The sequence below is a fragment of the Bradyrhizobium sp. USDA 4486 genome, assembly GCF_054057995.1.
Genome location: NZ_JBSRZV010000001.1, coordinates 7,951,943 through 7,978,824 on the forward strand (window position 1 = coordinate 7,951,943; position 26,882 = coordinate 7,978,824).

28 protein-coding genes and 4 pseudogenes are annotated in these 26,882 nt (G+C 62.3%); 14 read left to right on the top strand and 18 right to left on the bottom strand.

What is annotated here, in order from left to right; genetic code table 11:
• Nucleotides 1-838 precede the first annotated feature (838 nt).
• The 13 genes and pseudogenes from ACVWY3_RS37500 to ACVWY3_RS37560 all read right to left on the bottom strand — a co-directional run bounded on the left by ACVWY3_RS37500 (nt 839) and on the right by ACVWY3_RS37560 (nt 13,427).
• Nucleotides 839-3,250, bottom strand: a complete 2,412-nt coding sequence (locus tag ACVWY3_RS37500) for a glucose/quinate/shikimate family membrane-bound PQQ-dependent dehydrogenase (protein ID WP_456842936.1) — start codon at nt 3,248-3,250, stop codon at nt 839-841.
• 4 nt (nt 3,251-3,254) lie between these two features.
• Nucleotides 3,255-3,635, bottom strand: a complete 381-nt coding sequence (locus ACVWY3_RS37505; protein ID WP_122404658.1) for a c-type cytochrome — start codon at nt 3,633-3,635, stop codon at nt 3,255-3,257.
• A gap of 226 nt (nt 3,636-3,861) precedes the next feature.
• Nucleotides 3,862-4,284 (bottom strand): annotated as a pseudogene (locus ACVWY3_RS37510) (c-type cytochrome); the annotation flags it as partial.
• Nucleotides 4,284-5,132 (bottom strand): substrate-binding domain-containing protein, encoded by an 849-nt coding sequence (locus ACVWY3_RS37515; RefSeq protein WP_456842937.1) that lies wholly within the window; start codon nt 5,130-5,132, stop codon nt 4,284-4,286. The gene ACVWY3_RS37515 and the pseudogene ACVWY3_RS37510, both read right to left, overlap by 1 nt.
• Nucleotides 5,101-6,937 (bottom strand): annotated as a pseudogene (locus ACVWY3_RS37520) (methanol/ethanol family PQQ-dependent dehydrogenase). Before ACVWY3_RS37520 ends, ACVWY3_RS37515 begins: the two are co-directional and overlap by 32 nt.
• Nucleotides 6,938-7,041: 104 nt before the next feature.
• Nucleotides 7,042-7,830, bottom strand: a complete 789-nt coding sequence (locus ACVWY3_RS37525) for a heme-binding protein (protein ID WP_456842938.1) — start codon at nt 7,828-7,830, stop codon at nt 7,042-7,044.
• 70 nt (nt 7,831-7,900) lie between these two features.
• On the bottom strand, nt 7,901-8,824 hold the full coding sequence (locus tag ACVWY3_RS37530) for a cytochrome c oxidase assembly protein (RefSeq protein WP_456842939.1): 924 nt from the start codon (nt 8,822-8,824) through the stop codon (nt 7,901-7,903).
• Entirely contained in the window at nt 8,812-9,165 is a 354-nt protein-coding gene (locus tag ACVWY3_RS37535; RefSeq protein ID WP_456842940.1) for a hypothetical protein, read from the bottom strand. The genes ACVWY3_RS37530 and ACVWY3_RS37535 overlap by 13 nt, the downstream gene beginning before the upstream one ends.
• A complete protein-coding gene (locus tag ACVWY3_RS37540) occupies nt 9,162-9,761 on the bottom strand; it encodes a cytochrome c oxidase subunit 3 (protein WP_122404652.1) in 600 nt (199 codons plus the stop codon). Before ACVWY3_RS37540 ends, ACVWY3_RS37535 begins: the two co-directional genes overlap by 4 nt.
• Entirely contained in the window at nt 9,758-11,671 is a 1,914-nt protein-coding gene (gene ctaD / locus ACVWY3_RS37545) for a cytochrome c oxidase subunit I (protein WP_456842941.1), read from the bottom strand. Before ctaD ends, ACVWY3_RS37540 begins: the two co-directional genes overlap by 4 nt.
• On the bottom strand, nt 11,668-12,678 hold the full coding sequence (gene coxB / locus ACVWY3_RS37550) for a cytochrome c oxidase subunit II (RefSeq protein ID WP_456842942.1): 1,011 nt from the start codon (nt 12,676-12,678) through the stop codon (nt 11,668-11,670). The genes ctaD and coxB overlap by 4 nt, the downstream gene beginning before the upstream one ends.
• A gap of 62 nt (nt 12,679-12,740) precedes the next feature.
• Complete coding sequence (locus ACVWY3_RS37555; RefSeq protein WP_456842943.1) at nt 12,741-13,295, bottom strand: DUF421 domain-containing protein; 555 nt, start codon at nt 13,293-13,295, stop codon at nt 12,741-12,743.
• A gap of 9 nt (nt 13,296-13,304) precedes the next feature.
• Nucleotides 13,305-13,427: a hypothetical protein gene (locus ACVWY3_RS37560; protein WP_283809901.1), complete on the bottom strand. Its 123-nt coding sequence runs from the start codon at nt 13,425-13,427 to the stop codon at nt 13,305-13,307.
• Between the two features lie 133 nt (nt 13,428-13,560).
• Between ACVWY3_RS37560 and ACVWY3_RS37565 the strand changes: the two genes are divergently transcribed.
• Nucleotides 13,561-13,686, top strand: a complete 126-nt coding sequence (locus ACVWY3_RS37565; RefSeq protein WP_456842944.1) for a hypothetical protein — start codon at nt 13,561-13,563, stop codon at nt 13,684-13,686.
• 766 nt (nt 13,687-14,452) lie between these two features.
• Here the strand turns inward: ACVWY3_RS37565 and ACVWY3_RS37570 are convergent.
• A complete protein-coding gene (locus ACVWY3_RS37570) occupies nt 14,453-15,646 on the bottom strand; it encodes a hypothetical protein (protein ID WP_456842945.1) in 1,194 nt (397 codons plus the stop codon).
• A gap of 28 nt (nt 15,647-15,674) precedes the next feature.
• Nucleotides 15,675-16,211, bottom strand: a complete 537-nt coding sequence (locus ACVWY3_RS37575) for a hypothetical protein (RefSeq protein ID WP_456842946.1) — start codon at nt 16,209-16,211, stop codon at nt 15,675-15,677.
• A gap of 171 nt (nt 16,212-16,382) precedes the next feature.
• Between ACVWY3_RS37575 and ACVWY3_RS37580 the strand changes: the two genes are divergently transcribed.
• From ACVWY3_RS37580 to ACVWY3_RS37590, 3 genes are all read left to right on the top strand, one after another.
• Nucleotides 16,383-16,637, top strand: a complete 255-nt coding sequence (locus tag ACVWY3_RS37580) for a hypothetical protein (RefSeq protein WP_456842947.1) — start codon at nt 16,383-16,385, stop codon at nt 16,635-16,637.
• A gap of 71 nt (nt 16,638-16,708) precedes the next feature.
• On the top strand, nt 16,709-17,146 hold the full coding sequence (locus ACVWY3_RS37585) for a hypothetical protein (protein ID WP_456842948.1): 438 nt from the start codon (nt 16,709-16,711) through the stop codon (nt 17,144-17,146).
• A gap of 4 nt (nt 17,147-17,150) precedes the next feature.
• Nucleotides 17,151-17,801 (top strand): TetR/AcrR family transcriptional regulator, encoded by a 651-nt coding sequence (locus ACVWY3_RS37590; protein WP_456842949.1) that lies wholly within the window; start codon nt 17,151-17,153, stop codon nt 17,799-17,801.
• Between the two features lie 48 nt (nt 17,802-17,849).
• On the opposite strand, the gene ACVWY3_RS37595 is transcribed toward ACVWY3_RS37590, so the two are convergent.
• Nucleotides 17,850-18,653: a TetR/AcrR family transcriptional regulator gene (locus ACVWY3_RS37595; RefSeq protein WP_456842950.1), complete on the bottom strand. Its 804-nt coding sequence runs from the start codon at nt 18,651-18,653 to the stop codon at nt 17,850-17,852.
• A 35-nt stretch (nt 18,654-18,688) separates the two neighbouring features.
• Between ACVWY3_RS37595 and ACVWY3_RS37600 the strand changes: the two genes are divergently transcribed.
• The 6 genes and pseudogenes from ACVWY3_RS37600 to ACVWY3_RS37625 all read left to right on the top strand — a co-directional run bounded on the left by ACVWY3_RS37600 (nt 18,689) and on the right by ACVWY3_RS37625 (nt 22,547).
• Nucleotides 18,689-19,066 (top strand): hypothetical protein, encoded by a 378-nt coding sequence (locus ACVWY3_RS37600; RefSeq protein ID WP_456842951.1) that lies wholly within the window; start codon nt 18,689-18,691, stop codon nt 19,064-19,066.
• Nucleotides 19,067-19,339, top strand: a complete 273-nt coding sequence (locus tag ACVWY3_RS37605; RefSeq protein ID WP_456842952.1) for a DUF2267 domain-containing protein — start codon at nt 19,067-19,069, stop codon at nt 19,337-19,339.
• 299 nt (nt 19,340-19,638) lie between these two features.
• Nucleotides 19,639-20,034, top strand: a pseudogene (gene nuoB / locus ACVWY3_RS37610) (NADH-quinone oxidoreductase subunit NuoB); the annotation flags it as partial.
• 45 nt (nt 20,035-20,079) lie between these two features.
• Complete coding sequence (locus ACVWY3_RS37615) at nt 20,080-20,910, top strand: alpha/beta fold hydrolase (RefSeq protein ID WP_456842953.1); 831 nt, start codon at nt 20,080-20,082, stop codon at nt 20,908-20,910.
• A 68-nt stretch (nt 20,911-20,978) separates the two neighbouring features.
• Nucleotides 20,979-21,143, top strand: coding sequence for a hypothetical protein (locus ACVWY3_RS37620; RefSeq protein ID WP_456842954.1), 165 nt, complete (start codon nt 20,979-20,981; stop codon nt 21,141-21,143).
• Nucleotides 21,144-21,941: 798 nt separating this feature from the next.
• Entirely contained in the window at nt 21,942-22,547 is a 606-nt protein-coding gene (locus tag ACVWY3_RS37625; protein ID WP_456842955.1) for a phenylacetaldoxime dehydratase family protein, read from the top strand.
• On the opposite strand, the pseudogene ACVWY3_RS37630 reads toward ACVWY3_RS37625, so the two are convergent.
• A pseudogene (locus ACVWY3_RS37630) lies at nt 22,513-22,977 on the bottom strand (ATP-binding protein); the annotation flags it as partial. The gene ACVWY3_RS37625 and the pseudogene ACVWY3_RS37630 overlap by 35 nt on opposite strands.
• Between ACVWY3_RS37630 and ACVWY3_RS37635 the strand changes: the two are divergent.
• Both ACVWY3_RS37635 and ACVWY3_RS37640 read left to right on the top strand, forming a co-directional pair.
• Entirely contained in the window at nt 22,953-23,540 is a 588-nt protein-coding gene (locus ACVWY3_RS37635; protein WP_456843553.1) for a class I SAM-dependent methyltransferase, read from the top strand. The pseudogene ACVWY3_RS37630 and the gene ACVWY3_RS37635 sit on opposite strands and share 25 nt — an antisense overlap.
• A 508-nt stretch (nt 23,541-24,048) precedes the next feature.
• On the top strand, nt 24,049-24,885 hold the full coding sequence (locus ACVWY3_RS37640; protein WP_456842956.1) for a c-type cytochrome: 837 nt from the start codon (nt 24,049-24,051) through the stop codon (nt 24,883-24,885).
• A 188-nt stretch (nt 24,886-25,073) separates the two neighbouring features.
• Here ACVWY3_RS37640 and ACVWY3_RS37645 read toward each other — a convergent pair whose 3' ends face one another.
• Nucleotides 25,074-25,277, bottom strand: coding sequence for a hypothetical protein (locus ACVWY3_RS37645; RefSeq protein WP_456842957.1), 204 nt, complete (start codon nt 25,275-25,277; stop codon nt 25,074-25,076).
• Nucleotides 25,278-25,542: 265 nt separating this feature from the next.
• Between ACVWY3_RS37645 and ACVWY3_RS37650 the strand changes: the two genes are divergently transcribed.
• Both ACVWY3_RS37650 and ACVWY3_RS37655 read left to right on the top strand, forming a co-directional pair.
• Complete coding sequence (locus ACVWY3_RS37650; protein WP_456843554.1) at nt 25,543-25,851, top strand: hypothetical protein; 309 nt, start codon at nt 25,543-25,545, stop codon at nt 25,849-25,851.
• Nucleotides 25,852-25,871: 20 nt separating this feature from the next.
• Entirely contained in the window at nt 25,872-26,822 is a 951-nt protein-coding gene (locus tag ACVWY3_RS37655) for a sigma-70 family RNA polymerase sigma factor (protein ID WP_456842958.1), read from the top strand.
• Nucleotides 26,823-26,882: the final 60 nt, after the last annotated feature.

Genomic DNA, 26,882 nt, shown 5'->3' on the forward strand with positions numbered 1-26,882 from the left:
AGTTGCGGCCAATTCCATCTTAGACGAATTTTTCGCACCACGTCTCGCACCACAGTTTCAGATCGATATCTGCCGTACTAACCGCACGTGCGGATAGCAGCGCGACCGTCGCGTCTGTTCCAGCAAAAAGCATTGAACACAGCGCGGCGCCGGCTTGGTTGGGGACTTCCCCGTTTGGAGCGCGTCACGGAGCAGGCGATAGTCGAGTGCTCCGTGTCTAGGACGGACGGGTGAGGCTGCGTCCTAGAATAGAGCAGCTGACTCTTAATCAGCGGGTCCCAGGTTCGAGCCCTGGTGCGCCCACCATTGCGAAATCAAGCACTTATAGAAGATTGTTAATTCTTCATTCCGACAAGCCGAGTCAGCGGCTGTTACAACAAAATAGCCGCTATGGTTCACGCGGCGCGATGCTCGATGCCCGCGTGATGGGAAGGAGATCGTAAATCGTGGGTTCGACTCCCACTCTCTCCGCCACCTATCTTTGGGAGCGAAAAATCCTTCGAAATCCACCGCGACCCGTTCGAAGGCGCGCTTGCATTCCTTGAGGACTTATGCGCCGCTTCGTTTGAGCTGTCGCGTGCCCTGGTGCTGATGTTGTTGGCGGACCATGCAGGCAGGCTCAAAGGACCAGGCGAGAGACCCCGAGCCGGCGCAAGGTGCTGTTCGGCTTTTTGAAAGCTGCTTCGCCCCACCGCGCGTCCTCAACTGGTTCGGTCGGCAGGACGAGTAGATGCTCCGTCGGCCGGCCTGACCAGCAGGGGCTGCTCGGCATCGCGACTTGTGTGGCGCTCGTCGTCTCCACCGCCGGCGCATCACGACCGCCTGCGCGCCGGCTACGCTACGACCGCCGCTCCGGCAGGGCGTAGGCGCGGACGTAGTCGCCGAGCTTGGTGCCGAACGAGCCGTGGCCGCCGTCGACCGTGACCACAAATTGCTTGCCTCCGACCTCATAGGTCATTGGTGTCGATTGACCGCCAGCCGGAAGCCGGTCCTGCCAGAGCTCTTTGCCGTCGCGCACGTCGAAAGCCCTGATGTAATAATCCATCGTTCCCGTAATGAAGGCGACGCCGCCTGCCGTGACGATCGGTCCGCCCAGCATGGGCACGCCCAGCTTGAACGGCAGCGGGATCGGGGCCTCGTCGCGGATCGTGCCGATGCGATGCTGCCAGACAATCTTGTGAGACTTGAGATCAATCGCTGCGATGTTGCCCCAGGGTGGGGCCAGGCAGGGAATGCCGAGCGGCGACAGGAAAATGCCGAGATCGACGCCGTAGGGGGCGCCGTACATCGGCTGCACGCCGAGCTCGGTGCCGGGCGGATGCGCCGCGTTCGGCGCTGCCGGATTGTCCTTGCCGCGCGGCACCAGGCGCGAGACGAACGGAATCGATTGCGGATTCGCAATCGCGATCTGGCGCTTAGGATCGACGGCGATGCCGCCCCACTCAAACATGCCGAAATCGCCGGGAAACACCAGCGTGCCCTGTTCCGAAGGCGGCGTGAACGGCCCCTCATAGCGCAGGCGCTTGAACTTGATGCGGCAGGCGAGCTGGTCGAACATCGTGCTGCCCCACATCTGCGCACCCGTCAGCATGCCCGGCGGCCGGAAGCTCAGTTGCGAGAAGGGCTGGGTCGCGGAGAGGCGGTCGCCGGGCGCAGGCCCTTGCGGCACCGGCTTCTCCGGCGCGGGCACCAGCTGATGCCCGTCGCGGCGGTCGAGCACGAAGATGTCGCCGGTTTTGGCGGGGATGTAGATCGCCGGCGTTACGCCGTCATTCGTGCGCAGGTCGACAAGGCTGGACTGCGAGGGCATGTCCATGTCCCAGAGGTCGTGATGCACGTTCTGGAAGGACCAGCGCAGCTTCCCGGTGTTGATGTCGAGCGCGACCAGCGCGGAATCGTAGCGCTCCTTCTCGGACGAGCGGCCACCGCCCCAGATATCGGGAGAGCTCGATCCGAGCGGGACATAGACGAGCCCGAGATTCTCGTCGACCGCGGAGATGCTCCAGGAATTGGGCGAGCCCGCAGTGAAATGATGCGAGGCCGAGGGCATCTCGTTCGGATCGGGATTGCCGGCATCGAACGCCCAGATCAATTTGCCGGAGTAGATGTCGAAGCCGCGGATCACGCCCGAGGGCACGCGATCGGAGTAATTGTCGATCACCGCGCCGCCAACGATCAGGATCTTCCCGGTCACGACCGGCGGCGAGGTGCCCTCGTAGAAACCGGGCGTTTGGATCTCGCTGCCTTGCTTGAGGTCGATCTGGCCGTGATCGCCAAAGCCTTCGCAGGGGGTGCCGCTCTGCGCATCCAGCGCAAACATGCGTCCGTCATTGGTCGGGATGAAGACGCGTGCCGGACACTCAGCGGGAGCGCGCGCGCCGTCGGCGGTCACGCCACCAGGCTTGGTGACGTGATAGGCTACGCCGCGGCAGGTCATGTGCTGGAAGTTCTTGTTGTGCTGGACCTGCGGGTCGAATTTCCAGCGCAGTTTACCCGTTGGGGCCTCCAGCGCGAACACGATCTGGTGCTGCGAACAGGTGTAGAGCAGGTCGCCGACCTTGAGCGGCGTCGCCTGGTTGGTGATCTCGTCGGGATCGTCAGGGCCCTTGTGGTCGCCCGTGCGGAATTCCCACGCGAGCTTGAGATCCTTCACATTGTCCGGGGTGATCTGGTTGAGCGAGGAATAGCGCGTGCCGAAGCCGCTGCCGCCATACGCGGTCCAGTCCTCTCCGGCCCCAGGCACCATCGATGCGGCAGCCGCGGCGGCGCCCGTCGTCCCGCTCTCCGGCAGCGTGCCGGCGAGGTCGTGGCGATCGCGCGACAGCGAGACGGCGAGCACGCCGGCGGCGATGGCAAGCACGAGCCCCAGCGCCCATCGTGCGGCCCGCAAGCCCGGCACGAGGCGCGATGCGATGAACGGCAGCAACAGCCAGACGCCCAGCGGAACGAGCACGTCGCCGCGCGGCGCCAGCGACCAGAAATCGAGCCCGACTTCCCAGACCGCCCAAATCATCGTGCCGAGCAGCAGCGCAGCGTAGACCCACAGTGCCTCGGCGCGGCGTCGTGCCAGGAGCCAGCTGGTGAGCAGCAGCGCGAGGCCGGAAATCAGGTAATAGAAGGACCCGCCGAGCACAGCGAGCCAGATGCCTCCGGCGGTGAGGCCCAATCCCATGATGGCAACAATCAGGATGGTGATGACCAGCAGCGGCGCGGCGCGGAACAAGGTCCCCAGGCTAGATATCGGTCTCATGGGATTACTTCAGCGTATAGAGAAACGCCGCGATGTCGCGCGCGTCCTTCTGCGGGATGCCTATTGTGGGCATGGCGTTACCCGGTAACGCCTTCTGTGGATCTTCGATCCACGCCGCCATATTGTCGGGCGAATTTTGGATGTAGCCGGCGATGTAGGTGCGCGTGCCGATCCGATGCAGGGGCGGACCGACATTGCCTTCGGCGCCGGCGATGCCGGGAATGTCGTGACAGCCGCCGCAATGGTAGTTTTTGACGAGGTCGGCGCCCCGCGTGGCGTCGCCGTTGAAATTGTCGGGGCCCGCAGCGTTTGCGTCGCTGCAGCCAATCACAGCCAACCCCAACAACGAGGCGATCAGCAACCGTGCGGCAGGATGGGCGTCCATTCGCCGCTCCGCTCAAGGCTTCTGGCCAAAAATTGAATTTCTTGGTCGCCGACCACGGATCGGTGGTCGACACTTGCTCGGTCGGGACCTGCTCGATCTCCGGCGACAGCGGGTTCGCCGAGAAGGTGCGGCCCCATTGGTGGCTCGGCTCGTTGCTGATCTTGCCGATATAGGTGACGAGGTCCCAGATCACGCTGTCGGGCAGCACGCCGCCCCAGGCCGGCATGCCGTTCGGCCGTCCCTGGTAGATCGAGAGGAAGATGTTCTCGGGCTGCGAGCCGTAGATGAAGGTGCTGTTGCTCAGCGCCGGTCCCATGCCGCCGCCACCATTCGGCGCGTGACAGCCGACGCAGTTGAAATTGACGTAATACGTCATCCCCCGCTGCTCCGCGTTGGGATCGCCCTGCACGGGGTTCTTGATCTGCGGCGGGTCGGGCTGCGCGCCCGGGTGCAGAGGACTGACTGGAACCTGCATGAACACGCCGGGCCGGCCGTTGCCGACGCTGCCGCCGAAATTCGGCCGCGGCGACAGCGTCGGCATCTGTGCCTCCTGCGATTGCGGCAGGCTCTGCTGGGCAAGCACGGCACTTTGCGGCGCTATCGCCAGTAGCAATGATAGGGCGCTCGCGCGCGATATTGGAGCTGACATCACTCATGTCCTCCCGATGCGGTGACGGGCTGCTCGACCAGCGGCACGCCATAGCTGCGCAGCAGTGACCCTATTTCGGATCGATGCCCGTCGATGAACGCGTTCAGCCGGTCGCGCAAGGCGTGGTCACCCTTGCGCACGCCCATCGCGACGGCGAATTGGAATTGCTGGGGCGCGAAGGCCTCGGTGTCCGTGATCGACGTGACCGTCAGCGGCACCGCCGAGCGCTGGGCGAAATAGCCGGCCAGCGGTCCCCACGCGGCGGCAACGTCGATCTCGCCGCTCGCGACCGCCTCGATCAGGCGGGCCGGTGGATTGGCCTGGCGATAATCACCGTAGATCGAATAGCCACGGACGTTGTCGACGATGCCCTCCTCGCCAAGCGCCTGGGCCGGCGGCGGATTGTTGCCGTCATCGCCGATCAGATGCACGCCGATCGCAAGATGATGCAGGCGCGGATCGCGCAGCGACGACAAATCGAGCTTGCGGTCCTGCCGGCTGACGAAAACGTAGGTCGAGCGGTAATAGGGCTTTGTGGTCTCGACGAGATCATAGCCTTTGGGCACGCCCATCACCACTTCGCATTGGCCTGCTTTCAGCGTGCTCCGGATGAAGCCGCGGCGCTGCGCCCACCAGGTGTAGGCGATGGTCTCGCCGAAATGCTCGGCGACCATGGCGGCGAGCCTGTTCTCGAATCCGGCTTCGGCGCTGTTCGAGAACGGCAGGTTGTTTGGATCGGCGCAGACGCGCAGCGCGCCGTCCGATGCCGCCGCTGCGGTGGACGCGAGCCCGATCACGAGGGCAACCGCGATTGCGCTATTTCGAAGGCGCATGGCTGGTGTCCTCACGATTGGCCCCGCCGAGCTTGAACACCAGCAGCTCGCTTCCGCCCGCGGTATAGAACGGCAGATCCTGCGTCGCGCCGGTGAAGCCGAGCGCGGCATTGCGTACGCGTTGATCGACCTCGGCATTGGCAACCACGCCGGGCCAGCCGCCGACGCCGGAGAGGATCGCGATGTATTGCTGTCCATCGGCGCCGCGATACGAGACCGGCTGGCCGATAAAGCCGGAGCCTGCGCGGAATTGCCAAAGCACGCGCCCGTCCTTGGCGTCGACCGCCTTGAACAGGCGATCCATGGTGCCGTAGAACGCCACGTCGCCGGCAGTGACCAGCGCGCCGCTCCAGACCGGCAGCTTCTCGTGAATCTCCCAGACCTTCTTGCGGGCCACCGGGTCCCATGCCATGAACTCGCCGCGATAGCCACCGGGGCCGGCATACATATCGACATCGGCGCCGACGTAAGGCGTGCCCGCGACATAGCCGACCTGCGAGGCCTTGAAGTCCATGCAGAGATGCTGATGCGGTACGTAGAGCAGCTTGGGTGCGCGGTGACCACGCGCTCGGTTGCCAGTCCTTGGCGCCGGGCGCGCTCGGGCAGATATTCTCCACGGTCTTGCCGACCAGCGGCGTCTTCTCCTCGTTCGGGATGATCTTGCCGGTCTTGAGGTCGACGCCCTTGTAGCTGTTCACGAAGTCATAGGCGTCCGCCGAGATCACCTCGCCGGTGGCCCGGTCCATCACATACATGTAGCCGTTGCGCCCGGGATGGATCAGCACCTTGCGCGTCTGACCATTGAGTTCGAGATCGACCAGCACGTTCTCGTTGATCTCGTCATGGTCGAACAGGTCGTGCGGATTGATCGGATAGGCCCATTTGGCGCGGCCGGTGTCGGGGTCGCGGGCGAAGATCGTGGTGCTCCAGAGATTGTCGCCGCTGCGCTGGTTCGCATTCCAGGGACTTGGATTGGCGGTGCCGTAATAGATCAGGTTGAGCTCCGGATCATAGGAGATCCACCCCCACATGGTGGCGCCGCCGATCTGCCAGCGGTCCGCCGGCCAGGTCTTCACGCCGAGATCCTTGCCTTTGAGATTGTCGTAGAACGGGTTGAAGTCGTCGCCGATCAAGACGTCCTTGTCGGGCCCGGTCGAATAAGCGCGCCACGCGATCGCGCCGGTTTTTTCATCCAGCGCCGTGACCCATCCGCGCACGCCCATCTCGCCGCCGCTGTTGCCGACCAAAATCTTGCCCTTCACCACGACGGGCGCCATGGTGATGGTCTCGCCCTTGTTGATCTCGCCGAGCTTTGTGTGCCAGAGCTCCTTGCCGGTCTTGGCATCGAGCGCGACGGTGTGATTGTCGAGCGTGTTGAGGAAGACCTTGCCGTTGTCGAAGGCGAGGCCGCGGTTGACGACGTCGCAGCAGGCGACGCCGGCGGCCGCCGGCTCCGGCTTTGGCGCATAGGACCATTTCAGTTCGCCGCTGGTCGCATCGAGCGCGAACACGCGGTTGGGGTAGGGGCCGGCATAGGGACCGACCACATACATGGTGCCGTCTACCACCAGCGGCGCCGCCTCCTGGCCGCGATCGGCGCCGATCGAGAACGTCCATGCCAGCTGCAGGCGCGAGGCATTGCCGGCGTTGATCTGGTCGAGCTCGCTATAGCGCGTGTTGGCGTAATCGCGCGCTGCCATCGGCCATTGGCCGGGGTCCTTCATGCGGCTGGCGAGATCGATCTGTGCCGAAGCGGTTGCGAGCGGCGCAACGACCGCACAAAGCACGCTCGCTACCAGCGTGAAACCACGCACTAACATAGATCAAGATCTCCACGGCGATGACGAGGCCGTGCCGCGTTGCAGGCCGGAACGTGCACGTACAAACCTTGCGCTTCGGCTTGGTTCCAAAACCGATTGCCGAGCTATCTCACGACGTTCCCGGACACGCCGGCGCCGAGATCGACCGCGATCTGGTTCTCCTTGCCGTTGCACTTGGGATGGCCGAAACCGGACGGGCTTTTGCCGTCGGGACCGATGTCGTAGATGATCGCGTCCTTCATGTTGGGGCTGACGCCGGCGGGCACGCGATCGAGCCCGAGCTGGTGGCGCACGCGCCAGGCAACATTGTGATCGGCGCAGGAGCTGTCGCCGCTGACGCCGAGCGCACCCGCAATGCCGTTGCCATCGTAGAGCGCCAGTCCGCCGCCGAACACGATCACGCCGCCGACGGGCTTGCCGACCATCGGATCATGAGACGTGCCGAAATCGTCGGGGTTGCCGGCGTAGAGCGTTTCGGGCGAGGGCGGATTGCTGAGCGCCGCGCCGAACAGGAATCCGCCGGGCTGCGCGCCCGCGTAGAGATTGGCTGACGCTATCGCCTTGTCCTTCAGACTGAACGCGTTCGCGGTGTTGGCCTTCTCCGCCGCGATCGCCCGGCTGCCCGGCCATTGATCGTCTGCCTTGCTGCCGCTGTAGGCGACGGCGCAGACGACGCCTTGTCGGTTCACGACGGCGGCCCATTCATTGTTGTCGAGCCCGCCATTGCTCGGGCCGCCGCCCGGCTTGACGCTCTTCTTCAGGATATCGGCAAGCTGATCATGGTCGACCGGACATGACATCGCGGGACGCGGCTGGTCCTGCGCGTTCAGCGCCTGAGGCATTGACAGTGCAGCCAGGATCGCAGCTGTCACGATGACAATTCGCTCGCCCATGTGATCTCCCTTCGGTCTCGCGCCTGCAGGCGAACGTTCGAACGGAAGTTGCAGTTCCTATGCGAGGCGCTCATCCCGGATGACTGACCGGCGCGAGCGGCGCCTCGCTTTCGTTCACGGTCAGCCAACGATGCGCGAAGACCAGCGCCGCGCCGGTATAGAGGATGCCCATAGGCACCCACATCAAGATGCCCGCGAGCTGCTGGTCTTCGAGCGGAGTGAGGCCGAACTCGCCTGCGAGCGCGCCCTGGCCGGGAATCCAAAGCCGCAGCGATATCGTCAGCAGCGCGCCGAGCACGCCGGAATGCAGGATCGTGAGGAACAGGCACGCAATGGCAATGCCGTCGCGCACGCGGCTGCTGCGGCCCTGTCCGCGGCCATGCAGCAGCACCCACCAGAACAAAAGGGCGGTCGCGAAGAAGCTGATGTGCTGGAGCCGGTGCACCGCAGGGTTCGCCAGCGCCCATGCATAGAGCGGCGGCGCGTGCCAGGCCCAGAGCGCTGCGCCATGCAGCGCGGTCGCGCTCACGGGATGGCTGATGAAGCCCCAGGCGCCCGCCACCGGCGGCAGATTGAGCAAGCGTCCGGCCGCCGGGCGCAGCGACGCCGGCAGGCTCCACAGCAGCGGACCGTTGATCCGCGCATAGGCCATCAGTGGCGCGGCGACCACCATCAGCAGCTCGTGCTCGGTCATATGCGCGGTGAACAGCCGCTCGCCGAGCCAGTGCAGCGGCGATGTCACCGCCAGCGCCGTGATCAGCCAGCCGGTCCAGAACGCCGCGACCTGGCCGAAGCTGACGCCGCGGCCACCGCCGGCGTGCCGCCACAGCCGCTGTGTGCCGATATAGAAGCCGATACCGACGAGATAGAGCGGGGTCAGCAGCCAGGGATCGTAGCTCCAGAGCGATCCGGCATCGACATCGGAAAGCCCGTGCGCGAAGGCAGGCTGCGTCAGCAGCGCAAGGAGAAGCGCTGCGAAGCTCAGCGCAGGCATGGGCTGATTAACAGCGAGGCGGCAAGCTGGTTGGCGATCACGAGCGCGAACAGCACGCCCATGCCGACGCCTATCCAGGCCATGAAGGAGCGGGGCCCGCCGCCTCGGGCGTCGCTCCATTCCGCCCCGGCGCTGCGCCGCACCGCGCGCGCCGAGATGAAGGTGCCGACGAGGGCGACGATTGCCAGGACGCCGCTCAGGATAGCCCCGCTCATCCTGGTCCCTTCGCAGGAGAAATGCGCGAGCACGTACACGCCTTGCAAATTGAGGCCCCACGCGATTGGACCGAGCGCGACACCGGCCCAATACAGGAGTCGTGAACGTTCGGCAGCTTCGGTCATAGCCGTGGCACCCAATCGAGCAGGACATAGAGCGGCAGCCAGGCCAGCACGACGAAATTCCAATAGAACACGTTGTCGGTGACGTCGCTGAAACGCCGCGGCTTGGCATGGCGCGTGAACATCAACACCGCCAGCACGACGGTGTCGCCGACATCGGTGGCAAGGTGGGTGGTGTGGAGCCCGAGGATCAGCCATACGATCGAGCCGTAGGCGGAATTGTCCCAGCGCGTGTTGAGATGAGCGAACTCGAAGCCGCGCAAGATCAACAGAGCGATGCCGATCAACGCCATTACGATCAGCATGAGGCGGGTCTTCCGGAGGTCCTGCCGGTGCGCCACGCGGCTTGTATATTCATTCGGGATGACGCTGAGCAGATAGAGCACGGTCTCGACCGTGCCGGGCCAGAGATCGGGCGGCGCTGCGCTGATCGGCCAGGTCGGGTTGACGGCATAGAGATAGAGATAGGCGCCGATGGCGATGGCAAAGCCCATGCCTTCCAGCGCCATGAATCCCATGGCGCCCCACCAGGGGCCGCTGCGCGGACCATAGCCGTAGGTCGGCAGGTCCGAGACGTCGCGGACGATGGTCTGTCTCACTCTTCGTCCTCCTTGGCGCCGGAGGGCCAGAACCAGCCGATCAGGGTCACTGCCATCGGCGGCGTGCCCCAGAGCACCGCCCAGGGCGTAAAGATCGAGCCGATGAAGAAGATTGTGGTCGCGATCGCGGTGAGCAGCGGCCAGAGGCTAGGCTCGGGCGAAGCCTCGCGGATTTGCGGCTCGGCCTCGGCCAGCGAGGTCAGCAGCACCTCGCGCTTGTCAGCGCTGAGGCCGCCGACGACGGGCAGGCTCTCGTTGTCGGCCCACAGCGGATCGCGGTGCTTGACGACGGGAATACGGTCGAAGTTCTGCGGCGGCGGCGGAGAAGTGGTCGCCCATTCCAGCGTCGAGGCGTCCCAGGGATTGTCCCCGGCGAGTGCGCCCTTGCGCAGGCTATAGATCACATTGACCAGGAGCAGCGCGAAGCTGAGCGCGAACACCAGCGCGCCGGCGCTGGACAGCAGATTCAGATGCGCCCAGTCCATGTCGGCAGTGTAGGTGTAGACCCGCCGCGGCATGCCGATCAGCCCGAGGATATGCATCGGGAAGAACGCGACGTTGAAGCCGATGAAGGCGAGCCAGAAATTCCAGCGCCCCAGCTGTTCGCTCAGCATGCGCCCCGTGATCTTGGGAAACCAGTAATAGACGGCGCCGATCAGCGGGAAAACCGCGCCGCCGATCAGCACGTAGTGGAAGTGCGCGACGACGAAATAGGTGTCGTGCACCTGGGTGTCGATCGGCACCGAGGCCACCATGACGCCGGAGAGGCCGCCGATCACGAAGATCACGATGAAGCCGATCACGAACAACAGCGGCGTGCGGTACACCGGCCGCCCGTCCCACAGCGTCGCGATCCAGCAGAAGATCTGCAGTCCGCTCGGCACCGCGATCAGCATGCTGGAGGCCGTGAACAGGCCGGCGCCGAGCTGCGGCAGGCCGGTGACGAACATGTGGTGGACCCAGAGGCCGAACGACAGCAGCCCCGTCGCGATCAGCGAGAGGATGACGATGGGATAGCCGATCACCGGCCGCCGCGCGAACGTGCCGAGGATCGCCGAGACCATGCCGGTGCCGGGAATGAAGATGATGTAGACCTCGGGATGGCCGAAGAACCAGAACAGGTGCTGCCAGAGCAGGGGATGTCCGCCCGACGACGGGTCGTAGAAGCGCGTGTTGACGAGCCGGTCCAGGATCAGCGAGGTCGAGGCCACCATGATCGAGGGCATCGCGAACATGACGAGGAAGCTCGTGACCAGCATCGCCCAGACGAACAGCGGAATGCGATCGAGCGTCATGCCCGGCGCGCGCAACTTGAACACGGTCACGACGACCTCCACCGATACGGCGAGGGCGGCGACCTCGGTGAAGGTGATCATCTGCGCCCAGACATCGGGGCGTTTGGTCGGCGTGTATTGCAGCGAGGACAGCGGCACATAGGCGAACCAGCCGACGTCAGGTCCCACATTGACGGCGAATGAGATCCAGAGGAAGCAGCCGCCGAACAGAAACATCCAATAGCTGAAGGCGTTCAGGCGCGGGAAGGCGATGTTGCGCGTGCCGACCATGAGCGGCACGAGGTAGACCGCGAACGCCTCCATCACCGGCACGGCGAACAGGAACATCATGGTCGAGCCGTGCATCGTGAAGATCTGGTTGTACTTGTCTGCCGAGAGGAACGTGCTCTCGGGCTGCGCAAGCTGAATGCGCATCAGCACCGCAAGAACGCCGCCGAGCAGCAGGAAGGCGAATGCGGTGATGATGTAACGGCGGCCGATGATCTTGTGGTCGACCGACATCAGCGCGCCGAGGAAACCGGAGGGTGTGCGCCAGACGCTCTCAAGGTGCCTGGACAGCTGAAAGCCATTGAGGACGTCGTCGCGCAATTCGCGCTGTTCCGCGGCCAGGCTCACTTGAGCTGCTCCAGGTAATGAAGGATCGCGATCATCTCGTCCGATTGCAGCGGCATCTTCGGCATCAGATTGCCGGGCTTGATGTGCTGGGGATCGGAGATCCAGGCGCCTAGCGTTGCCGGTGTGTTCGGCAACGTTCCGGCCGCGATCATGGTGCGGCTGCCGATATGGGTCAGATCCGGGCCGAGCTGTCCGCCGGCGAGTGTGCCGCTGATGTTGTGGCACAGGGCGCAGCCGCGCGAGCGGAACAGCGCCTCGCCTTGCTTGCCGAGCGGATCGGTCGGGCTCGCTGCGCTCTGGTTTTCATGGTCGCGCCAGCGGCCGAATTCGTCCGGCGCCAGCGCGATTACCGCGAAGGCCATGTGGGCGTGCTGGAGCCCGCAGAACTCGGCGCACTGCCCGCGATAGATCCCGGCATTCTTCGCCGTGAATTGCAGCTCGTTCTTCTGTCCGGTGATGAGGTCCATCTTGCCGGTCAGGCTCGGCACCCAGAAGCTGTGGATCACATCGGCGGATTCCAGCTCGAGCTTCACCGGCTGGCCGGTCGGAATGCGGATCTCGTTCGCCGTCACGAAGCTCTGGTCGGGGCTGTCCGCCTCATAATGCACCTCCCACCACCATTGATGTCCGATGATCTTCAGCGTGAGGGCGTGCTCGTCCTTGGCGAAGACGGTGCGCTGTCCGGCATAGCTGACGAAGGAGAGCCCGAGCACGATGATCGTGGTCGCGATGCCCAGGATGAGGATGACGCGCCCGCTGCGGTCTTCGAACCCGTCATGCAGGTCGAGCGGCCGGTCGGCCGCGCGTTTTGAGCGCAACATTCCGATGCCGAGCACGAGGACGACGGCGATCCAGACGATCGCGGCGACAGCGAGGAAGACGAACAGCGTCCAGCGGATCTGCTCGGACTGAAGGCCCTGCGGATCGAGCACCGATTGACGGCCGGCGCACGCGGTCAACAGCCAGCTCGTGCACAGCACCAGAACTCTTCGAACCCAGACTGGCATGACGCTTCGCCGTGCTCCCCTTCAAAGGCGGAACCGGCCAATTCTACAAAGGTTCCTATCCGCTAATCGGAGCGGTTGGCCGCGTTCGATCCGCCAAGCTCCGGGATGTCGGCGAGCGCCGAAGCCTCGGATCCAAGCTGCCTGATGACGCTGAAGGTACCGTCGGCCTCGAGGACCACGGCGCCGACATCCTCCAGATGATCGATACCGTGCTGGCGCACGGCGGCGCGGACATCCGCCTCGGCGACCCTCTGGCTGCGCATCGCGTCGCGAACGAGTTTGCCCTGATGAACCAACAGCGTCGGCTGCGGATTGACGATGACGCGGAGCGGGCTCCAGTGCGCCACGGCAAAGGCGATGATGAATTGTAGCCCGATCAGGATCACGAAGCCCACCAGGGACTGTGCCACGCTGATGTCGCCCGACAGGACGCTGTTGGCGAAGGTCGAGCCGAGGGCGACGGTGACGATCAGGTCGAAGGCGTACCACTTTGCGAGGGTTCGAGGACCTGCGAGGCGGAGCAGGACGACCAGCGCGAGATAGTTGATGGTGGTGCCGATGGCGGTGCGGAGCAGCGGCGCCCAACCCTGGAAGATGATATGTCCGACGTCGACCATGGACGGCGACTAGAACGGCCAGCCCTTGGTGGCGATCAGGATCGCGACATCCCCGGCAGCCATCAGCAGCAGGACGATGAGGACGGCCACGATCGCTCCGGGCTGGGCAATCGCACGCAGGTCTTCGTGCATGTCTGGCTCCGAGATGAACACTTATGCCTGCAATGTTTCCGCCAACGGGATGTTCCTGCATGGCGGGCCGAGCGACCTCCGCGCAACGGAACGAAGCTTCTCAACCGCGCGTTCCCAAGCAGAAACTTGAGGAATGGACGTGCCGCGCTATCATTTCGATCTGGTGTATTCCAGGACCTTTGCCGACGAAGGAGGCGCTGAATTGCCTGAGGATATCGAAGACGTGGATGTCGGGGACGAGGTCTCGCTTGCCTGCTGAAGGAGCGTCCCGAGCAATGAAAAGCCCGCCAATCGTGACGCGAAGCAACAAAACGGCATGGGTTGGGCAGCTTCTGACCACGGACATGGCCCTCAACCCGGGACGGCGGCACCGAATAATTGCGCTCGCTTTCAATTTTCTGCGACAGAAGTCGCTTTCGCTCGACCTGTAGCGCGAGTCTTTCAACATACCCATGTGCGAGCGTAAAGCTCCGCTCGCCCAAGCCTCACGAAATGCCCTATGTGCAAGATTGTATGAGAAATCGTAGGTTTGGTTGGTGGGTAAAGGCGGTAGCGCACCAGTGACTCGAACGCCCGACAACTCCAAAAACTCATCCAAAATGAGCACTCTCCGCCGAGAGTCTGCTACTGCACCATTCCGACAAGGGGAAAACCTATTGAGGGTTCAATGCAGGTCTTGAGATGAGTTTGTCGGAATAGCCATTGATTTTACTAGGAAATCATACGCCTCTTAATCAGCGGGTCCCAGGTTCGAGCCCTGGTGCGCCCACCAAATAAATCAAGACCTTAGCGAGAGAGACCGTTTGAGACGACCGAACTAAAACGGTTTTTCAAACGGTGTATTTTGGATCCTCTCGGACGCTTACTCCCGACAATGTGATCGGCGAGACAAAGCGGTTCGACGAGAGACCCCGGCGGTCTCGCTGCAGCCCTAGGCACACAATCTATTTCTCCGACGTCAACGACCTTGTCGGTAGAGACCAGGAAAGGCCAAGCGCTGATGAACCGGATGTTCTTCGAGGGACCTATCCGGCGTCGCCTTTGCCCTTGGCCTCGACTTCCTCGATGGCCTTCTTGATTGCCTGGCTACGTGCCCAAGCATCGCTGGCATCACCCTGGCGCCTCGCCCGGTATTCCTCTGGCGTGTACATGATGGTAGAGAGCCCGGCCTCGATATTCCGCTGGTATTCGCCGGACTCGAAGTGGTCGAGCCTGAAACTCTCGTAAGGCGTCCGTCCTCCTCCCGGCCTCATAGGCGCCAAGTTTAAATCCAGATAGGCGGTCAATATCATCCGGTATAGGGGCGCCGCAAACATGTGGAGTGGCTGCTTCGCAGGAGCCACGGTCAAACGGCCTGGCGGAATCGGATTTCCGTGCAGGGCGTCATTCCGCAGCGAGTTAATTTCGCCGAACAGCCAAACCGGTAGGCTGCGGCGCTGACCGTTCTTGTCGCCGAACACCTGGTACTTCTTGACCGAGCAGGCTGAGAGATTCCATGTGATGCTTTCGAGCGCGGCATAGACGCCCTTAAAGGCCTGGTTCTTCGCCGGATAGAGGATTTCAAAAGCGCTCGCCCACAACGCAGCTGATCGGACGACGTCGTAGAGGTTAGTATCTGCGCCAGCCGGGAGCTTGGCGGCGGCGTTTGCCATGTTGAGCGAGCGAAACAGCCGCTCATCCTCGACAGCGGGGCTGTCGGTCGAGAAGCACCGCTCCCAGCGCTTCAATAGCTCATTCAGTAGCAGCAAATCGACGTCGCGACAGTCGAGCTGATGAAAGGAAAGGGCGGCCATTGTCTGGCCGCGGAGCAGCTTCACATCGTGGTATCCGAGAAGCGATGGTGTCTGCGTGACGAGACCTTCTCCTCGGTTGTCCACCATCCAAGGATAAACAGCGAAGGTGTCGGAATACATCGGGCCCTGGCTGTGCCCGAACCTATGCATATTCGCCCAGCTCAGGGGAATGACCGACATCGATACGAGGTCGCGAAAGCCGGATATGGCGCTAATGGAGCGGTAGGTGTCGGGTTTGTCCTTGCGCCAGATGATGGTGCTCGGCTCGACGGCGTCGCCGAATTCAGTCTTGAACCGCTTTAGGAAGCTGCCCAGGCGGGGGTGCTTCTTCTTGATGGCCTCGATGCGTAAGTCATCGGTGGGCACCAGCGCAAATCCCTCAACTTCGATCGGGAATTTGACCTGGACGTTCGGCAGGCTGAACATCGGCCACCAGAGCGGCGGCTCCTTGACTTTAGGTGCTCGGGACATTGAATGCCAAGATTGTCAAAAATACCTCGCGATTATGGTCCGCGGGATTGCCGAAAATGTATCTTAGGCGAATGTCACCATCTTTGGTGGGCCCGCGTTTCTTGTGAGGATGAGTGTCTGTTGTTTCTTGAATGCTCTTCAGCACGCTGGAAAAGTCCTTATTGCGGCTGAAGATAATTACGGCGGCCTTAGTATCCCGCCAGCTCAAATACCCAAGCAGTTGGTCGATCGTCTCTGTGAACGCCTTCGGACCGCTCCAAAACTTACATTCGGCGATGAAGATGTTGCGCCCCTCAACTCGGATGAGGATGTCGGTCTTGCCGGTGAAGTTAAAGGTCTCGCCTGAAGCCGCACCCTCGAACTGACCGTTCAACTGGACCAGGAAATGTTGGCGGATATCTTCTTCGCCCATCATCGCAATCGTGATGCCAAGCAGCAGGCTCAGCGCCACGAGGCACACGGCGACGATGACATTGAGCGATGCGACGGCGAGCCCGGGTAGCGGATTTTCGCGCAACAAAGGCGAACAGCAGACTTGACATTCCGCACCTCATTAATAAAATATACCGTATAGTTCATATAAATCTTCGCTGCGATTGGTGTCAAGCCGGGTGGCTCACAAGCGCGTGTGCAGGATCAAGGCGGGTGAGGCTCCGTCCAACCAGAAGCCCAGGTAAAGAAGGGATCTGACGTGACGAAATTGACGAAGGTGTTGCTCGCAGCGGTCGTGATCGCGCTTGGCGGCACATCAGCATCGGCCCAGGAGAACCAGGGCACGGCGGAGCAGAGGGCGGCCTGTACGCCCGACGCCTTTCGTCTGTGCAGCGCCTACATTCCGGACCCGTCGGGTGTCGAAGCCTGCCTGAGGCAGAGGAAATCGAACCTGAGCGAAGCGTGCAAGGCAGTGTTCGAGCAGGCAAGCACGGGAACGGCGCGGAGCCGATAAGGGCGCGACATCGCGGCCGGCGACGCTTGTGGGAATCCGCCTTGATGCGTCCGCACCAAACGGAACGATCGATGACCACGATGTATATCCCGGCCCTCGCCGCCTTCGGCGGCTCCGCCTTCGGAGCGATCTCGACAATCATGAGCGCATGGTTCAGCCGACGCCGAAGGCTCCGAGATCGTGATCACGCTCGCTCGTTCGAAAAACGCGAACGGTTGTACAAGAACTTTATCGAGGAGGCTTCCCGGCTGTATGCCGACGCGCTCGTCAGCGACAGGGCGGAAATCCCCCAGCTTGTCGGCCTCTATACGCTTGTCGGCCGTATGCGGATCCTGTCCAGTGACGACGTCGTTCACGCCGCCGAGCGGACCAGTCGCCTGATCATCGAAACCTATGTGTCGCCAAACCGGGCGTTCGTCGACCTGCCCAACTTTATCGACGAAATGGATCCTCTGCGCGATTTCGGCGAAGCCTGCCGGAGCGAGTTGCTGAACCTTCCGGCGCGGTGATCACATGAAACGAGAACATGATGATCACCTCGGCAGGCACGATGTCCGGAACAGGATCATCCAGGCCGCGGTCGACCTTTATTGCGAACTCGGTCACAACAAGACCACCGTCGCGGATGTCGCGCGGCGCCTGTCGATGTCTTCGGCCAATATCTATCGCTTCGTTCCGTCAAAGCGAGCGATCGAGGAGGCCGTCGTCGAACGCGTGCTCGATGAAATGGTCGGGGCGGCCGCCGATGCGGCGCGCGGCGATGGACCGGCGCTGCGGCGCCTTGCTGCAGTGCTCGAAGCGATAGCCGACTGCAATGAATCGAGGCCGGCGAAGCATCGAAAGCTTCAGGATCTGGTGGCCCTGGCCGTCCGTCAGAACTGGCCGGTCGTTCTCATCTACAGCGACAGGATCAGGGGATTGGTGCGGCCAATGATCGGTGCCGGGCAAGCACGCGGCGAACTGCGTGGCGGCAGTCCGATGGCGCTGACCTGCTGCCTGCTCGAAGCCATGGACGTCCATCTCAATCCCTCGCGAATGGGTGCTGCGACGCTTCGGCCAAGGTTCGAGGAGATGTTGAGATTTTGCGCGGGCGCCCTGAGCCGCATGCCATCGCGGCAGCCGGTCGAGATGACATCGCTGCTGCATTTGAAGGTCGCCGGCTGACGCTGACGCCTCCAGCCATCAGCCCAAAGCGGACGGGTCGCCATGCGCCTACGACCAGTCCGTCTCGCACGCCGCCAGGAAAAAGCCGACGCGCTCGCGCACGAAGCCGGGAAGCTCCTTCTTCAGGTCCTTCGGCATCTCGCCGACAAGCGAGCGGAACAGCATCGGTAGCAGGATCAGGTCGAGGAAAATTTGCGCGGTGGCGCGGCTTCGTTTGGGGCTGAAAGGCCCCTTCGCGGTGCGGGCCAGCTTTTGCGTGGCTTCGTCCAGCAGCTGCGACACCGCATTCAGGGAGCGATCACGCGCAGCGTCGTGAACGTTGCGGCTCAATTCGGGAAACCGCTGCGATTCCGCGATCGTGGCGCGCACCATGCCGAGCGATTCCTCGATCACTCTCTCGACGATGGCTGTCCCGAGGCTCATCAACTTGCCCTCGATGGTGCGGCCCTCGGGCGAGAAACCCTCGAAGTCGGTCAAGCCGTCGATGGTGCGGGCCACCACCGCGGCGAACAGCGCTTCCTTGCCAGGGAAGTGGGCATAGATCGTCGGCTTGCTCGCGGGAGCGAGCTCGGAAATGTCGTCGATGCTGGCGCTGCGAAAGCCCTTCTCCAGAAACAGCTGCTGGGCCGCATCGAGAATGCGCGCCTGCGCGTCGCCGGCGAAATCCTTGGGCGGTCTGCCTCGCTTCGTCTTCTTCATTATTGGTCCTCCGAAATCACGAGTTTGTGCGCGTCGCTTTCCCCCTTGACATGGTCGGCTAAGAAAGGCAAGGAAAAGAAAATATACGGTATAGTACATTAATTGAGATCGCCAGTGCTCTTGAATGATCGGGGCGTAAAGGCGGGCGCGCACGACCCCGATCGTCGGAGCCGAATGAGGAGAATGTTGTGACTATTTCCAACCCAGAGTCGTCAGGCTTGCATGGCGTGCTGCTGCGCGAACTGCATCACAGGGCCACCTACGGTATCGCCTTCGCCATCAACCTGGTCTCCGCCGCGGCCATCCGGGTCGAGCGGACGGAAGCCAAGGGCGCTCTCAGTGATGTCGTCGAGCTGCTGCATGGCTACGCTGACGTGCATCGTGCGCTGGCCATGCCCGCGGGCGACACGCTGACCCATGCCGCGACCTCCATTCGCAACCTGGGCTGTGGCATGCGCCGCGCGGTTCACCCTCAACGCTGTTCAGATACAACGGTCAGCCCGCCATTGCGCTCGCGATCGGCGCTGCGCACGAGACCAGCGCTCCGGGGCCCAGCCCGTCATTAGTTGAACGGGCGCCAGCGCAAATCGTGCCAGAGCTCCGACCAGTTTCATCCATCGGAACTGCCAGGGCGCGCCCGCACACTCGACGAGTTCCTGAAGACGATCGAACCCGAAATGCGGTTCACCAAGACTGTCGATTTGAGGGATGCCCTTCGGGCAGTGTTTCACGTCCTGTCTCGGCACCTAACCTCCGGGCAGGCCGCCAACGTCAGAGAAGCGCTGCCTGAAGAGGTGCGTGCACTTTGGGACGATCCGGCGCCCGCCGGCCGCGCCTGATATGGTTCGCGAAGGCCCAGCCGAGCCAGCTCCTCCCAAGCAACCGTATCCGGCGGAAAAGGCGAGAGGTGGTGAGATCATTTTGCGCACCCGGACAAGACGGGCAATCTTCCTGGCCGGGCTGATTGGAGCTGTTCTCTTGGCTGCTTTGTTGGTTGTCTCGGCTCACTAGGTCTTGCCTGTGAGGTCTCTGGCTGCCCGGCCCCGTACGCTGGATTCCAATGAATATCGGCAGAAAAATAGCAACCGCTCCTGCACGCGCTTGTTGAGCGGCATCGTCCTTTGAATCGGAGATTCGGATGATAGAGGCAAGCGCCACATCCTGGAACATCGTCAACGAGACGCTCGATGACCGCGGCTACTTCGTCGCGCCGCTCGACGATCTCGTCACGGGGGGGCGCTCCGGATCCCTGATGTGGATCACGTTCGGCTGGCATGTTGTGCCATCGAGCAGATGCAGGTTTCCATGCCTCGTTACAATGTCGAACGCGTCGGATGCGCCCCTCGCGCCTCTCCAAGGCAGTCGGATTGTATGATCGTTTCGGGAACGCTCTGCAACAAGATGGCGCCTGCATTTCGCAGAGTCTACGATCAGATGCCGGAGCCGCGATACGTCATTTCGATGGGGGTCCTGCGCCAATGGCGGCGGGTACTACCATTACTCGTACTCGGTGGTTCGCGGATGCGACCGCATCCCTGGCCGCAGCCACATGAGTACTTATTGATCCGGAGGAGCAATGATGGCGCAATGGGTTCTACCGGAGCGGTTCTCGTTCGAGGGACACGCGATCGCCTGGGGAGCGATCGGTGCAGGACCGCCGGCCGTCGTGATGCATGGCTCGCCGTTCTCCTCGCGTGAATGGCGGCGGATCGCGCCTTGGCTCGCTATGCGCAGGCGCGTGTTCTACTATGATCTCTTGGGCTACGGCCAGTCGGCCAAGCCGGACGCCGACGTCTTGCATGGTGCCCAGAACAGGTTGTTCTCTGCGCTCCTGGACCACTGGAGCATCGACCGGCCCGACATCGTCGCCCATGATTTCGGTGGTTCGGCCGCTCTGCGTGCACACCTCTTGGACAGAGTCGATTACCGAAGCCTCGTGCTGATCGATCCAGTCGCAATCAGCCCGCAAGGTTCGGCGTTGGTCCAGGCGGCGAAGGCGCACCCCGAAGTGTTGGCCGGCTTGCCCCTCTATATTCACGAGGCGATCCTGCGCGCCTACATTGGCGCCGCGATGAAGCACAGTCTGCGCGAAGAAGACATGCGGCCTTACCTCGAGCCGTGGCTGGATCAAGACGGACGCAAGGGTTTCTGGCGGCAGATCGCGCAGATGGACGACAAATACTCCGAAGAGGTGCAAGGGCGATATGGAGAAATCCGGTGCCCCGTCTCGATCCTGTGGGGCGCCGAAGACGAATTCATCCCGCTAAAGGACGGTGAGGAGCTTGCGCGCCGCATCTCGGGGGCGTCGTTCACGGTGATCGCGGACGCCAAGCATCTCGTCCAGGAAGATGCCCCCGAGGCGATTGTCGCGGCCGTTCTCGAATTTTGGCGGAGGCTGGAGGCGACGTGATCCGCAATCGTTGAATTCGGCGTGGCAGCGGCCGCAAGCCGACCTCGGGTGGGCTCGAAATCTTCGGTATGGCCGTCACCGAGCCGCGCGACGACATCGGGATCGTCTTCCAGAAGCCGATACTGCTGCCGTGGTTCGACTTCCCCCCGCCACCAACTCCCTGTATTGCAGCGCCCAGCAATCGAAGCTGCGCCGAGTCATCGCTCTATTCCGGCGTCACAGTGAAGTTCTAATGGGCTTCGACGTTCGAGAGCCCGGCCACAACGGTGCATGTCATTGTGTTAGCCGCGGAGCCGATGTCCCGGTCTCTGAGTTGCCGCTGTTCAGGAAGCATCACCCTTCCGATGGGAATGGCGCGGAATTGAGCGTTCCAAGACCGGGCCCCGATGGGGAGCCGCTCCTTCCGTTTTTCAGGCCGCAAGATCCTTTGGATCGGGAGGCGGGCCAGCGCAAAAGTCGATTGGGCCTCTTTCGGTGGACAATGAGTAATAAAATCGCGATCTTTCTGAAGAGACGCGAAGCCGCTATCTGTGGTGCATCCAGTAAGAGTGACGACAATGCTCTACGCTTCTCGGCCGGCTCTTCGCTACATTTTTGACCCGCTGTGCGGCTGGTGCTACGCGGCAGCTCCGGCTCTATCAACTCTTGAGCAGGGCCTTGCCGTATCAGTCGCGTTGCAGCCGTGGGAATTGTTTTCAGGGTCAGGCGCGAAAAAGATATCAGCTGATGTAGCGCGTTAGATAGCACCGTTGGCATTGATCCTACCGCGGCGGAGGAGTTCGTAACGATGCGAACTTCCATGGCATGCTGAACTTCATGATTATCATGCTGGTGTTCAATCGGCTTGACGGCGTCCTCGCTGGCTAGAAGACGCCGAAATGGTCCGAGCAGAGATGCGAAGCTGTTCAGTCTGGCGCTGAGTATTGAGATGGGGCGGGACACAGCGCCGGAGCTTGAATTGCTTACCCGACCAGGACCGCAATCGTTCAACTGATCAAGCACCCGACGATCGATCGGCAAGGAGAATGACTATGGAATCAGCGATCCCGGAGCATCTGCGCACCCGTCGTACGAGGACACGCCGCATTCCGGATGACTATCAACCACCTGTGCCGGCATACGTCGCTCGTTTCAAGCCGACCGTAAAGCGGGTTATCATGGCCTATTTCGGAATTCAGTTTTTGGGTGATCCGCCGGCGTCGACCCAGAGCGCGCTCGATTGGATCAGCGCTGCCTTTGCCGCGGAAGACGGAGCGATGCACTGGGACAGGGCCTGCTACGTCGACGAGGCCGGCTATACCAATATCGTGTCGGCAGGCTATTGGGACGATCATGCCAGGTTTGATCGATGGTTCGCGCCGGCGCGTGCCGAATGGACTGCCGAGCGTCACTTTCTGCAAACACCTGGCCGATTCATCGAAGTACTATCACCCTCCGTTGAGGGCTACGAAACGCTCGCCTCTTCGACGGACAGGCCCGAGGGGGTGGCAGTCCTTGCCGGAGGGATTAGCGGAGAGATCCAGGAGCACGCCTATTGGGGATGTCAAACGCCATCCGGAACTGCCCCCTTTGCGTCACGAAGAACTGCCCCCACCATCGGGATTATGATCTCGGTTGAAGGTTGTTTCCGCCGGTGACGGGCCGGAGGGAGGCGGAGCCGACCGGAGGGCCGTCACCGGCGGTCGGCGTCTTGATAAGGCCGCTTTTGCGCTTGGCGCGGAGCCGGTAGCTGTCGCCGCGGATCGTCAGCACGTGGCTGTGATGCAGGAGCCGGTCAAGGATCGCGGTGGCGACCACGGGATCGGCGAACACCGTACCCCATTCGGCAACGCTGCGGTTCGACGTGATCAGCATCGCGCCGGTTTCGTATCGCCGGCTGACTAGTTGGAAGAACAGATGGGCCGCGTCAGGTTCCAGAGGCAGGTAGCCGAGTTCGTCGACGATGAGCAGCTTTGGCTTCGACAGCGCGAGAAGTTTCTCGTCTGGCGCGCTATGTCGAGGGGCCCGTGCGCCAAGTTCCAGGTTTCCACGCCTTGCAACGAATGAGCGCGATACTCCTTGCTGAACGGGTGCGAGACGACGGCCACGTGCTGGTTCTCGGCGCCGGGGGCGGATTGGAATTAAAGACCTTTGCCGAGGCGCAGCCGGCTTGGCGCTTCTGCGGCGTCGATCCGTCTGCTGAGATGCTGAGATTGGCCGACCGCACGCTCGGCGCGCTCACGTCGCGAGTCGACTTCTACGAAGGCTACATTGACGGCGCGCCCACGGGTCCCTTCGATGGAGCGACCTGTCTTTTGACCTTGCACTTTCTATCGGAGGAGGAGCGCCGAAGGACGGTCGTGCAGGTACATCAGCGGTTGAGGCCAGGTGCCCCCTTCGTCGTTGCTCATCACAGCTTTCCGCAAAATGATGGAGAGAAGACAAAATGGCTCTCTCGCTATGCTGCGTTCGCCATCGCGTCCGGAGTACCAGTGGCGAACGCCGAAAGCGCCATTCAAGCTATGTATGAACGGTTGCCTCTCTTGTCGCCAGAACAGGACGAAGGCATCTTGCGCGACGCCGGGTTCGCCGATGTGGCCCTCTTCTATGCAGGATTCACTTTCAGAGGGTGGGTCGGCTACAAGGCGTAGCCGCAGCTAACAAACCCTTGCAATATGGGCCTGAAGATAACGGCAGGTTGCCCCGTTCAACCCCGCCTCACAGTAGCGGCAGGGGACATGATGATGGGACGCTCTACACGCTGCTTGACCTATTCGTCTCTCGAAAAATGCGAGCAACCACATCGAACGGGCGACGACGTGCGAGCTCGCAGGAGCGTCTTAGGCGATAAACTGCATCATCTGCAATAACTTCAACTGCCGACCGCGCGGCTTTCTGTAATGCGAATTGCGCAGCTTCGGCTCAAGTGTTCTCCTCCTGCATTGCGGACGCTTTGCCTCAGTACGTTGCAGAGGAACAGCTCTCTGTATCCGTGGGCGAGACCTTCCTTGGGCATGCTAAGAAAGCGGGAACGAGATGCCATCGAAAGTATTTTCGATAAATTCCGTCGCTATAATCGCGGCGATGCTGCTCATTTGCGGTATTGATTCTCCGCGAGCTGGTGACGACGTGTCTTGGGCGTACCCTCCCGCGAATCCGGTGAGCGACGTCGACAACATAGAACAAAGGCAGGTTCCAGGCAGCAGCAGGACATATACCCAAGCTCAGATCGATGGGTTGTTCGAGGTTGCTGACTGGTTTCCGGATGAGCATCCCATTATGCCGAAGGTCGTTGCGGAAGGCGTGAGACCAAGGACATTTGCATGTGCCCGGTGCCACTCTCCGACAGGTAACGGCCACCCGCAATCGGCAGGTCTTTCAGGCCTTCCGTTCCAGTATCTTCAGCAACAACTCCTGGAGTTCAAGTCTGGACGACGAGCCGGGCACTCGCTTGCAAATGTGATGAAGGTCATCGTGGATGGCATGTCTGATGATGACATAAAGGCTGCGAGCGGGTATTTCGCATCTCTAAAGCCCCGCTCCGTTTCCAGGGTGGTCGAGGTCGATACAGTGCCGAGAAGCATCATCTATGGACACGCCCTGCGCGTTGCGGATCCCGTCGGCGGCACAGAGGCGATGGGCAACCGTATCATCTCTTTGCCCGAGAACGAGCCGCTCATGCATCTGCGGGATTCCCGCGCCACCTTCATCGACTATGTGCCTGTCGGCAGCATAGAGCGGGGGCGCGTCCTCGCGACGACCGGCGGCGGCAGAACAGTTCCCTGTGCCAGTTGCCACGGACCTGGACTGAGAGGTTCCGGGAACGTACCCGGCATCGCGGGACGGCCTTTGCTCTATGTCTTCCGCCAGCTCAACGATATGAAAACGGGCGCCCGTTCCGGGCCCGCCGTGGCTATGATGGCCCCTGTCGTGCAGAGGTTGGCTACAGAAGACATGATTGCCGTCGCCGCTTACCTCGGCACTCTGAGCCCCTGAGGCTTCCGCCAGGAGTTTTTTTGGGTCCCAAGTGGTGGACGTGTTTAGAATTGCGCTGCCGCCACGCTTGTCAATTTCAGCAATCCGCTTGACCGTGGATCGACGCCCCGACGCAAGGAGCGGCGCGACCAGGCCTGCGCCTCATAGTAACTGCCCTTGGCTATTGCCGCTGTCCGATCAGATGACACTCAGTCGAATTGGCAAAAATCTTCACGAACAAGCGCGTTGAGCTCTGCGCCGTGATCCGCGATCTTGCCGGTTACAAGGGTATGGTCGCGGCCCTTGAAGGTCCGGCGTGCCGCCGCCCGAAGAGCGGCTGATTGGGTGAAAGATGCCAGCGCGGTGACGCCAAGCCCCCAGTTCTGCTCGGCGCGATTGGTCGGGGTCTGCATCGCCCTCTCTCCGTGTGGCGCGCCACCCTGTCGCGGCGCGTTCTGCGGGCTAGACGAGGCCGGAGGGGCATAGGAAGCGCTCGGAAATAATTTTTCGCCGGCCGCATCCTTCGGCGGCCGGCAAACGTCCTAAGGGCTGACGCGGCCGTTTTACTTGAGCTTGCACTGGAAAAGTGAGCACCGGTTTTCCGAGAAGATCACGCTCCGGTAGAGAGACGGCCCGCGATAACGCGATCGAGGTCGCGACATGAACAAGGAGCACGCGATGAGAAGGACCCTGATCAGATACAAGGCGAAGCCGGAGTTGGCCGACAGGAATGCCGAGCTGGTTTCGGCGGTGTTTGCTGAATTGAAGGCGGCCAGGCCGGACGGCGTGCGCTATCTGACGCTGCGGCCGGAGGACGACACCTTCATCCACTTTGTCGAGGCCGCTGCTGGGGACGGCTCGAGCCCGATCCCGAAACTCGAGGCGTTTCAGGCGTTCCAGGACGGCATCCGCGACCGCTGCGTCGAGCCGCCGCTGGTTCGTGATGTGAGGATCGTGGGCAACTACCGTATGCTGGACGAGTCCTGAACAAGTGAGGCGGAGGAGCAATGGCGCCAGATCCACGGGCCATCACCGAAATCGAGACCCTGCTGGCGGCGATGCGCCCGAAACTGCATCGCTACTGCGCGCGCATGGTCGGCTCGGTCATCGACGGTGAGGATGTGCTGCAAGATGCACTGATCAAGGGGATGGAGGCGCTGCAATCGGTCGGGCCCGTCGCCAATCCGGAGGGGTGGCTGTTCCGCATCGCGCACAACACCGCGCTGGATTTCCTGCGCCGCCGCAACCGGCAGGAGGCGCTGCATTCGGCTGAGGAGGTGGAGATGATTGCCGACCGGCTCGATGACGTGGAAAGCCGCCAGATTGCTGCGACCAGCCTGCGCACCTTCATGCGGCTGCCGGTGGCGCAGCGGTCCAGCGTGATCCTCATGGACGTGCTTGGCTGCTCGCTTGCCGAGGTCTGCGATATCATGGATTTCAGTCTGCCGGCGGTGAAGGCCGCGCTGCATCGTGGGCGCACGCAGCTGCGTGAGTTCGCCGAGGAGCCGGACGACGTGCCGCAGCCGGGCCTGTCGGAAGCCGACCGCACGCGGCTCAACGCCTATGTCGGCCATTTCAATGCGCGCGACTTCGACGCGATCCGCGCCATGATCGCCGATGACGTCAGGCTTGAGCTCGTCAACCGCACCAGGCTGAAAGGCAAGGCCGACGTGTCGAATTACTTCGGCAATTATTCGAAGATCAGCGACTGGCACCTGGTGACGGGGCAGGTGGAGGGACGTCCCGCGATCCTGGTGTTCGATCCGAATGAACCGGACGGGCGGCCGAAATATTTCATGCTGTTGAACTGGTCCGACGACAAGCTCGCCACCATCAGGGATTTTCGTCACGCAGCGTACGTTATCGACGGCGCCGAGTGCGTGGTGGACCGGATGGGTGTACGTAGCGAGGCGCCGTCATCCTCTCGAGCATCGACGAGGTCGTCCACCGCAACGTAGTCGGCGACAAATGGGAGGTTATGGGCGACGCGGGGACCGCCGCGATTCTAACCCGCTCGG

Coding starts and splice junctions, on each gene's coding strand:
- ACVWY3_RS37585 (WP_456842948.1), top strand. CDS start 16,709: ATGACCACGATGTATATCCCGGCCCTCGCCGCCTTCGGCGGCTCCGCC.
- ACVWY3_RS37625 (WP_456842955.1), top strand. CDS start 21,942: ATGGAATCAGCGATCCCGGAGCATCTGCGCACCCGTCGTACGAGGACA.
- ACVWY3_RS37560 (WP_283809901.1), bottom strand. CDS start 13,427: ATGCACGAAGACCTGCGTGCGATTGCCCAGCCCGGAGCGATCGTGGCC.
- ACVWY3_RS37555 (WP_456842943.1), bottom strand. CDS start 13,295: ATGGTCGACGTCGGACATATCATCTTCCAGGGTTGGGCGCCGCTGCTC.
- ACVWY3_RS37565 (WP_456842944.1), top strand. CDS start 13,561: ATGGACGTGCCGCGCTATCATTTCGATCTGGTGTATTCCAGGACCTTT.
- ACVWY3_RS37635 (WP_456843553.1), top strand. CDS start 22,953: ATGAGCGCGATACTCCTTGCTGAACGGGTGCGAGACGACGGCCACGTG.
- ACVWY3_RS37570 (WP_456842945.1), bottom strand. CDS start 15,646: ATGTTCAGCCTGCCGAACGTCCAGGTCAAATTCCCGATCGAAGTTGAG.
- ACVWY3_RS37615 (WP_456842953.1), top strand. CDS start 20,080: ATGGCGCAATGGGTTCTACCGGAGCGGTTCTCGTTCGAGGGACACGCG.
- ACVWY3_RS37535 (WP_456842940.1), bottom strand. CDS start 9,165: ATGACCGAAGCTGCCGAACGTTCACGACTCCTGTATTGGGCCGGTGTC.
- ACVWY3_RS37505 (WP_122404658.1), bottom strand. CDS start 3,635: ATGGACGCCCATCCTGCCGCACGGTTGCTGATCGCCTCGTTGTTGGGG.
- ACVWY3_RS37650 (WP_456843554.1), top strand. CDS start 25,543: ATGAGAAGGACCCTGATCAGATACAAGGCGAAGCCGGAGTTGGCCGAC.
- ACVWY3_RS37500 (WP_456842936.1), bottom strand. CDS start 3,250: ATGAGACCGATATCTAGCCTGGGGACCTTGTTCCGCGCCGCGCCGCTG.
- coxB (WP_456842942.1), bottom strand. CDS start 12,678: ATGCCAGTCTGGGTTCGAAGAGTTCTGGTGCTGTGCACGAGCTGGCTG.
- ACVWY3_RS37620 (WP_456842954.1), top strand. CDS start 20,979: ATGGCCGTCACCGAGCCGCGCGACGACATCGGGATCGTCTTCCAGAAG.
- ACVWY3_RS37525 (WP_456842938.1), bottom strand. CDS start 7,830: ATGGGCGAGCGAATTGTCATCGTGACAGCTGCGATCCTGGCTGCACTG.
- ACVWY3_RS37590 (WP_456842949.1), top strand. CDS start 17,151: ATGAAACGAGAACATGATGATCACCTCGGCAGGCACGATGTCCGGAAC.
- ACVWY3_RS37530 (WP_456842939.1), bottom strand. CDS start 8,824: ATGCCTGCGCTGAGCTTCGCAGCGCTTCTCCTTGCGCTGCTGACGCAG.
- ACVWY3_RS37645 (WP_456842957.1), bottom strand. CDS start 25,277: ATGCAGACCCCGACCAATCGCGCCGAGCAGAACTGGGGGCTTGGCGTC.
- ACVWY3_RS37655 (WP_456842958.1), top strand. CDS start 25,872: ATGGCGCCAGATCCACGGGCCATCACCGAAATCGAGACCCTGCTGGCG.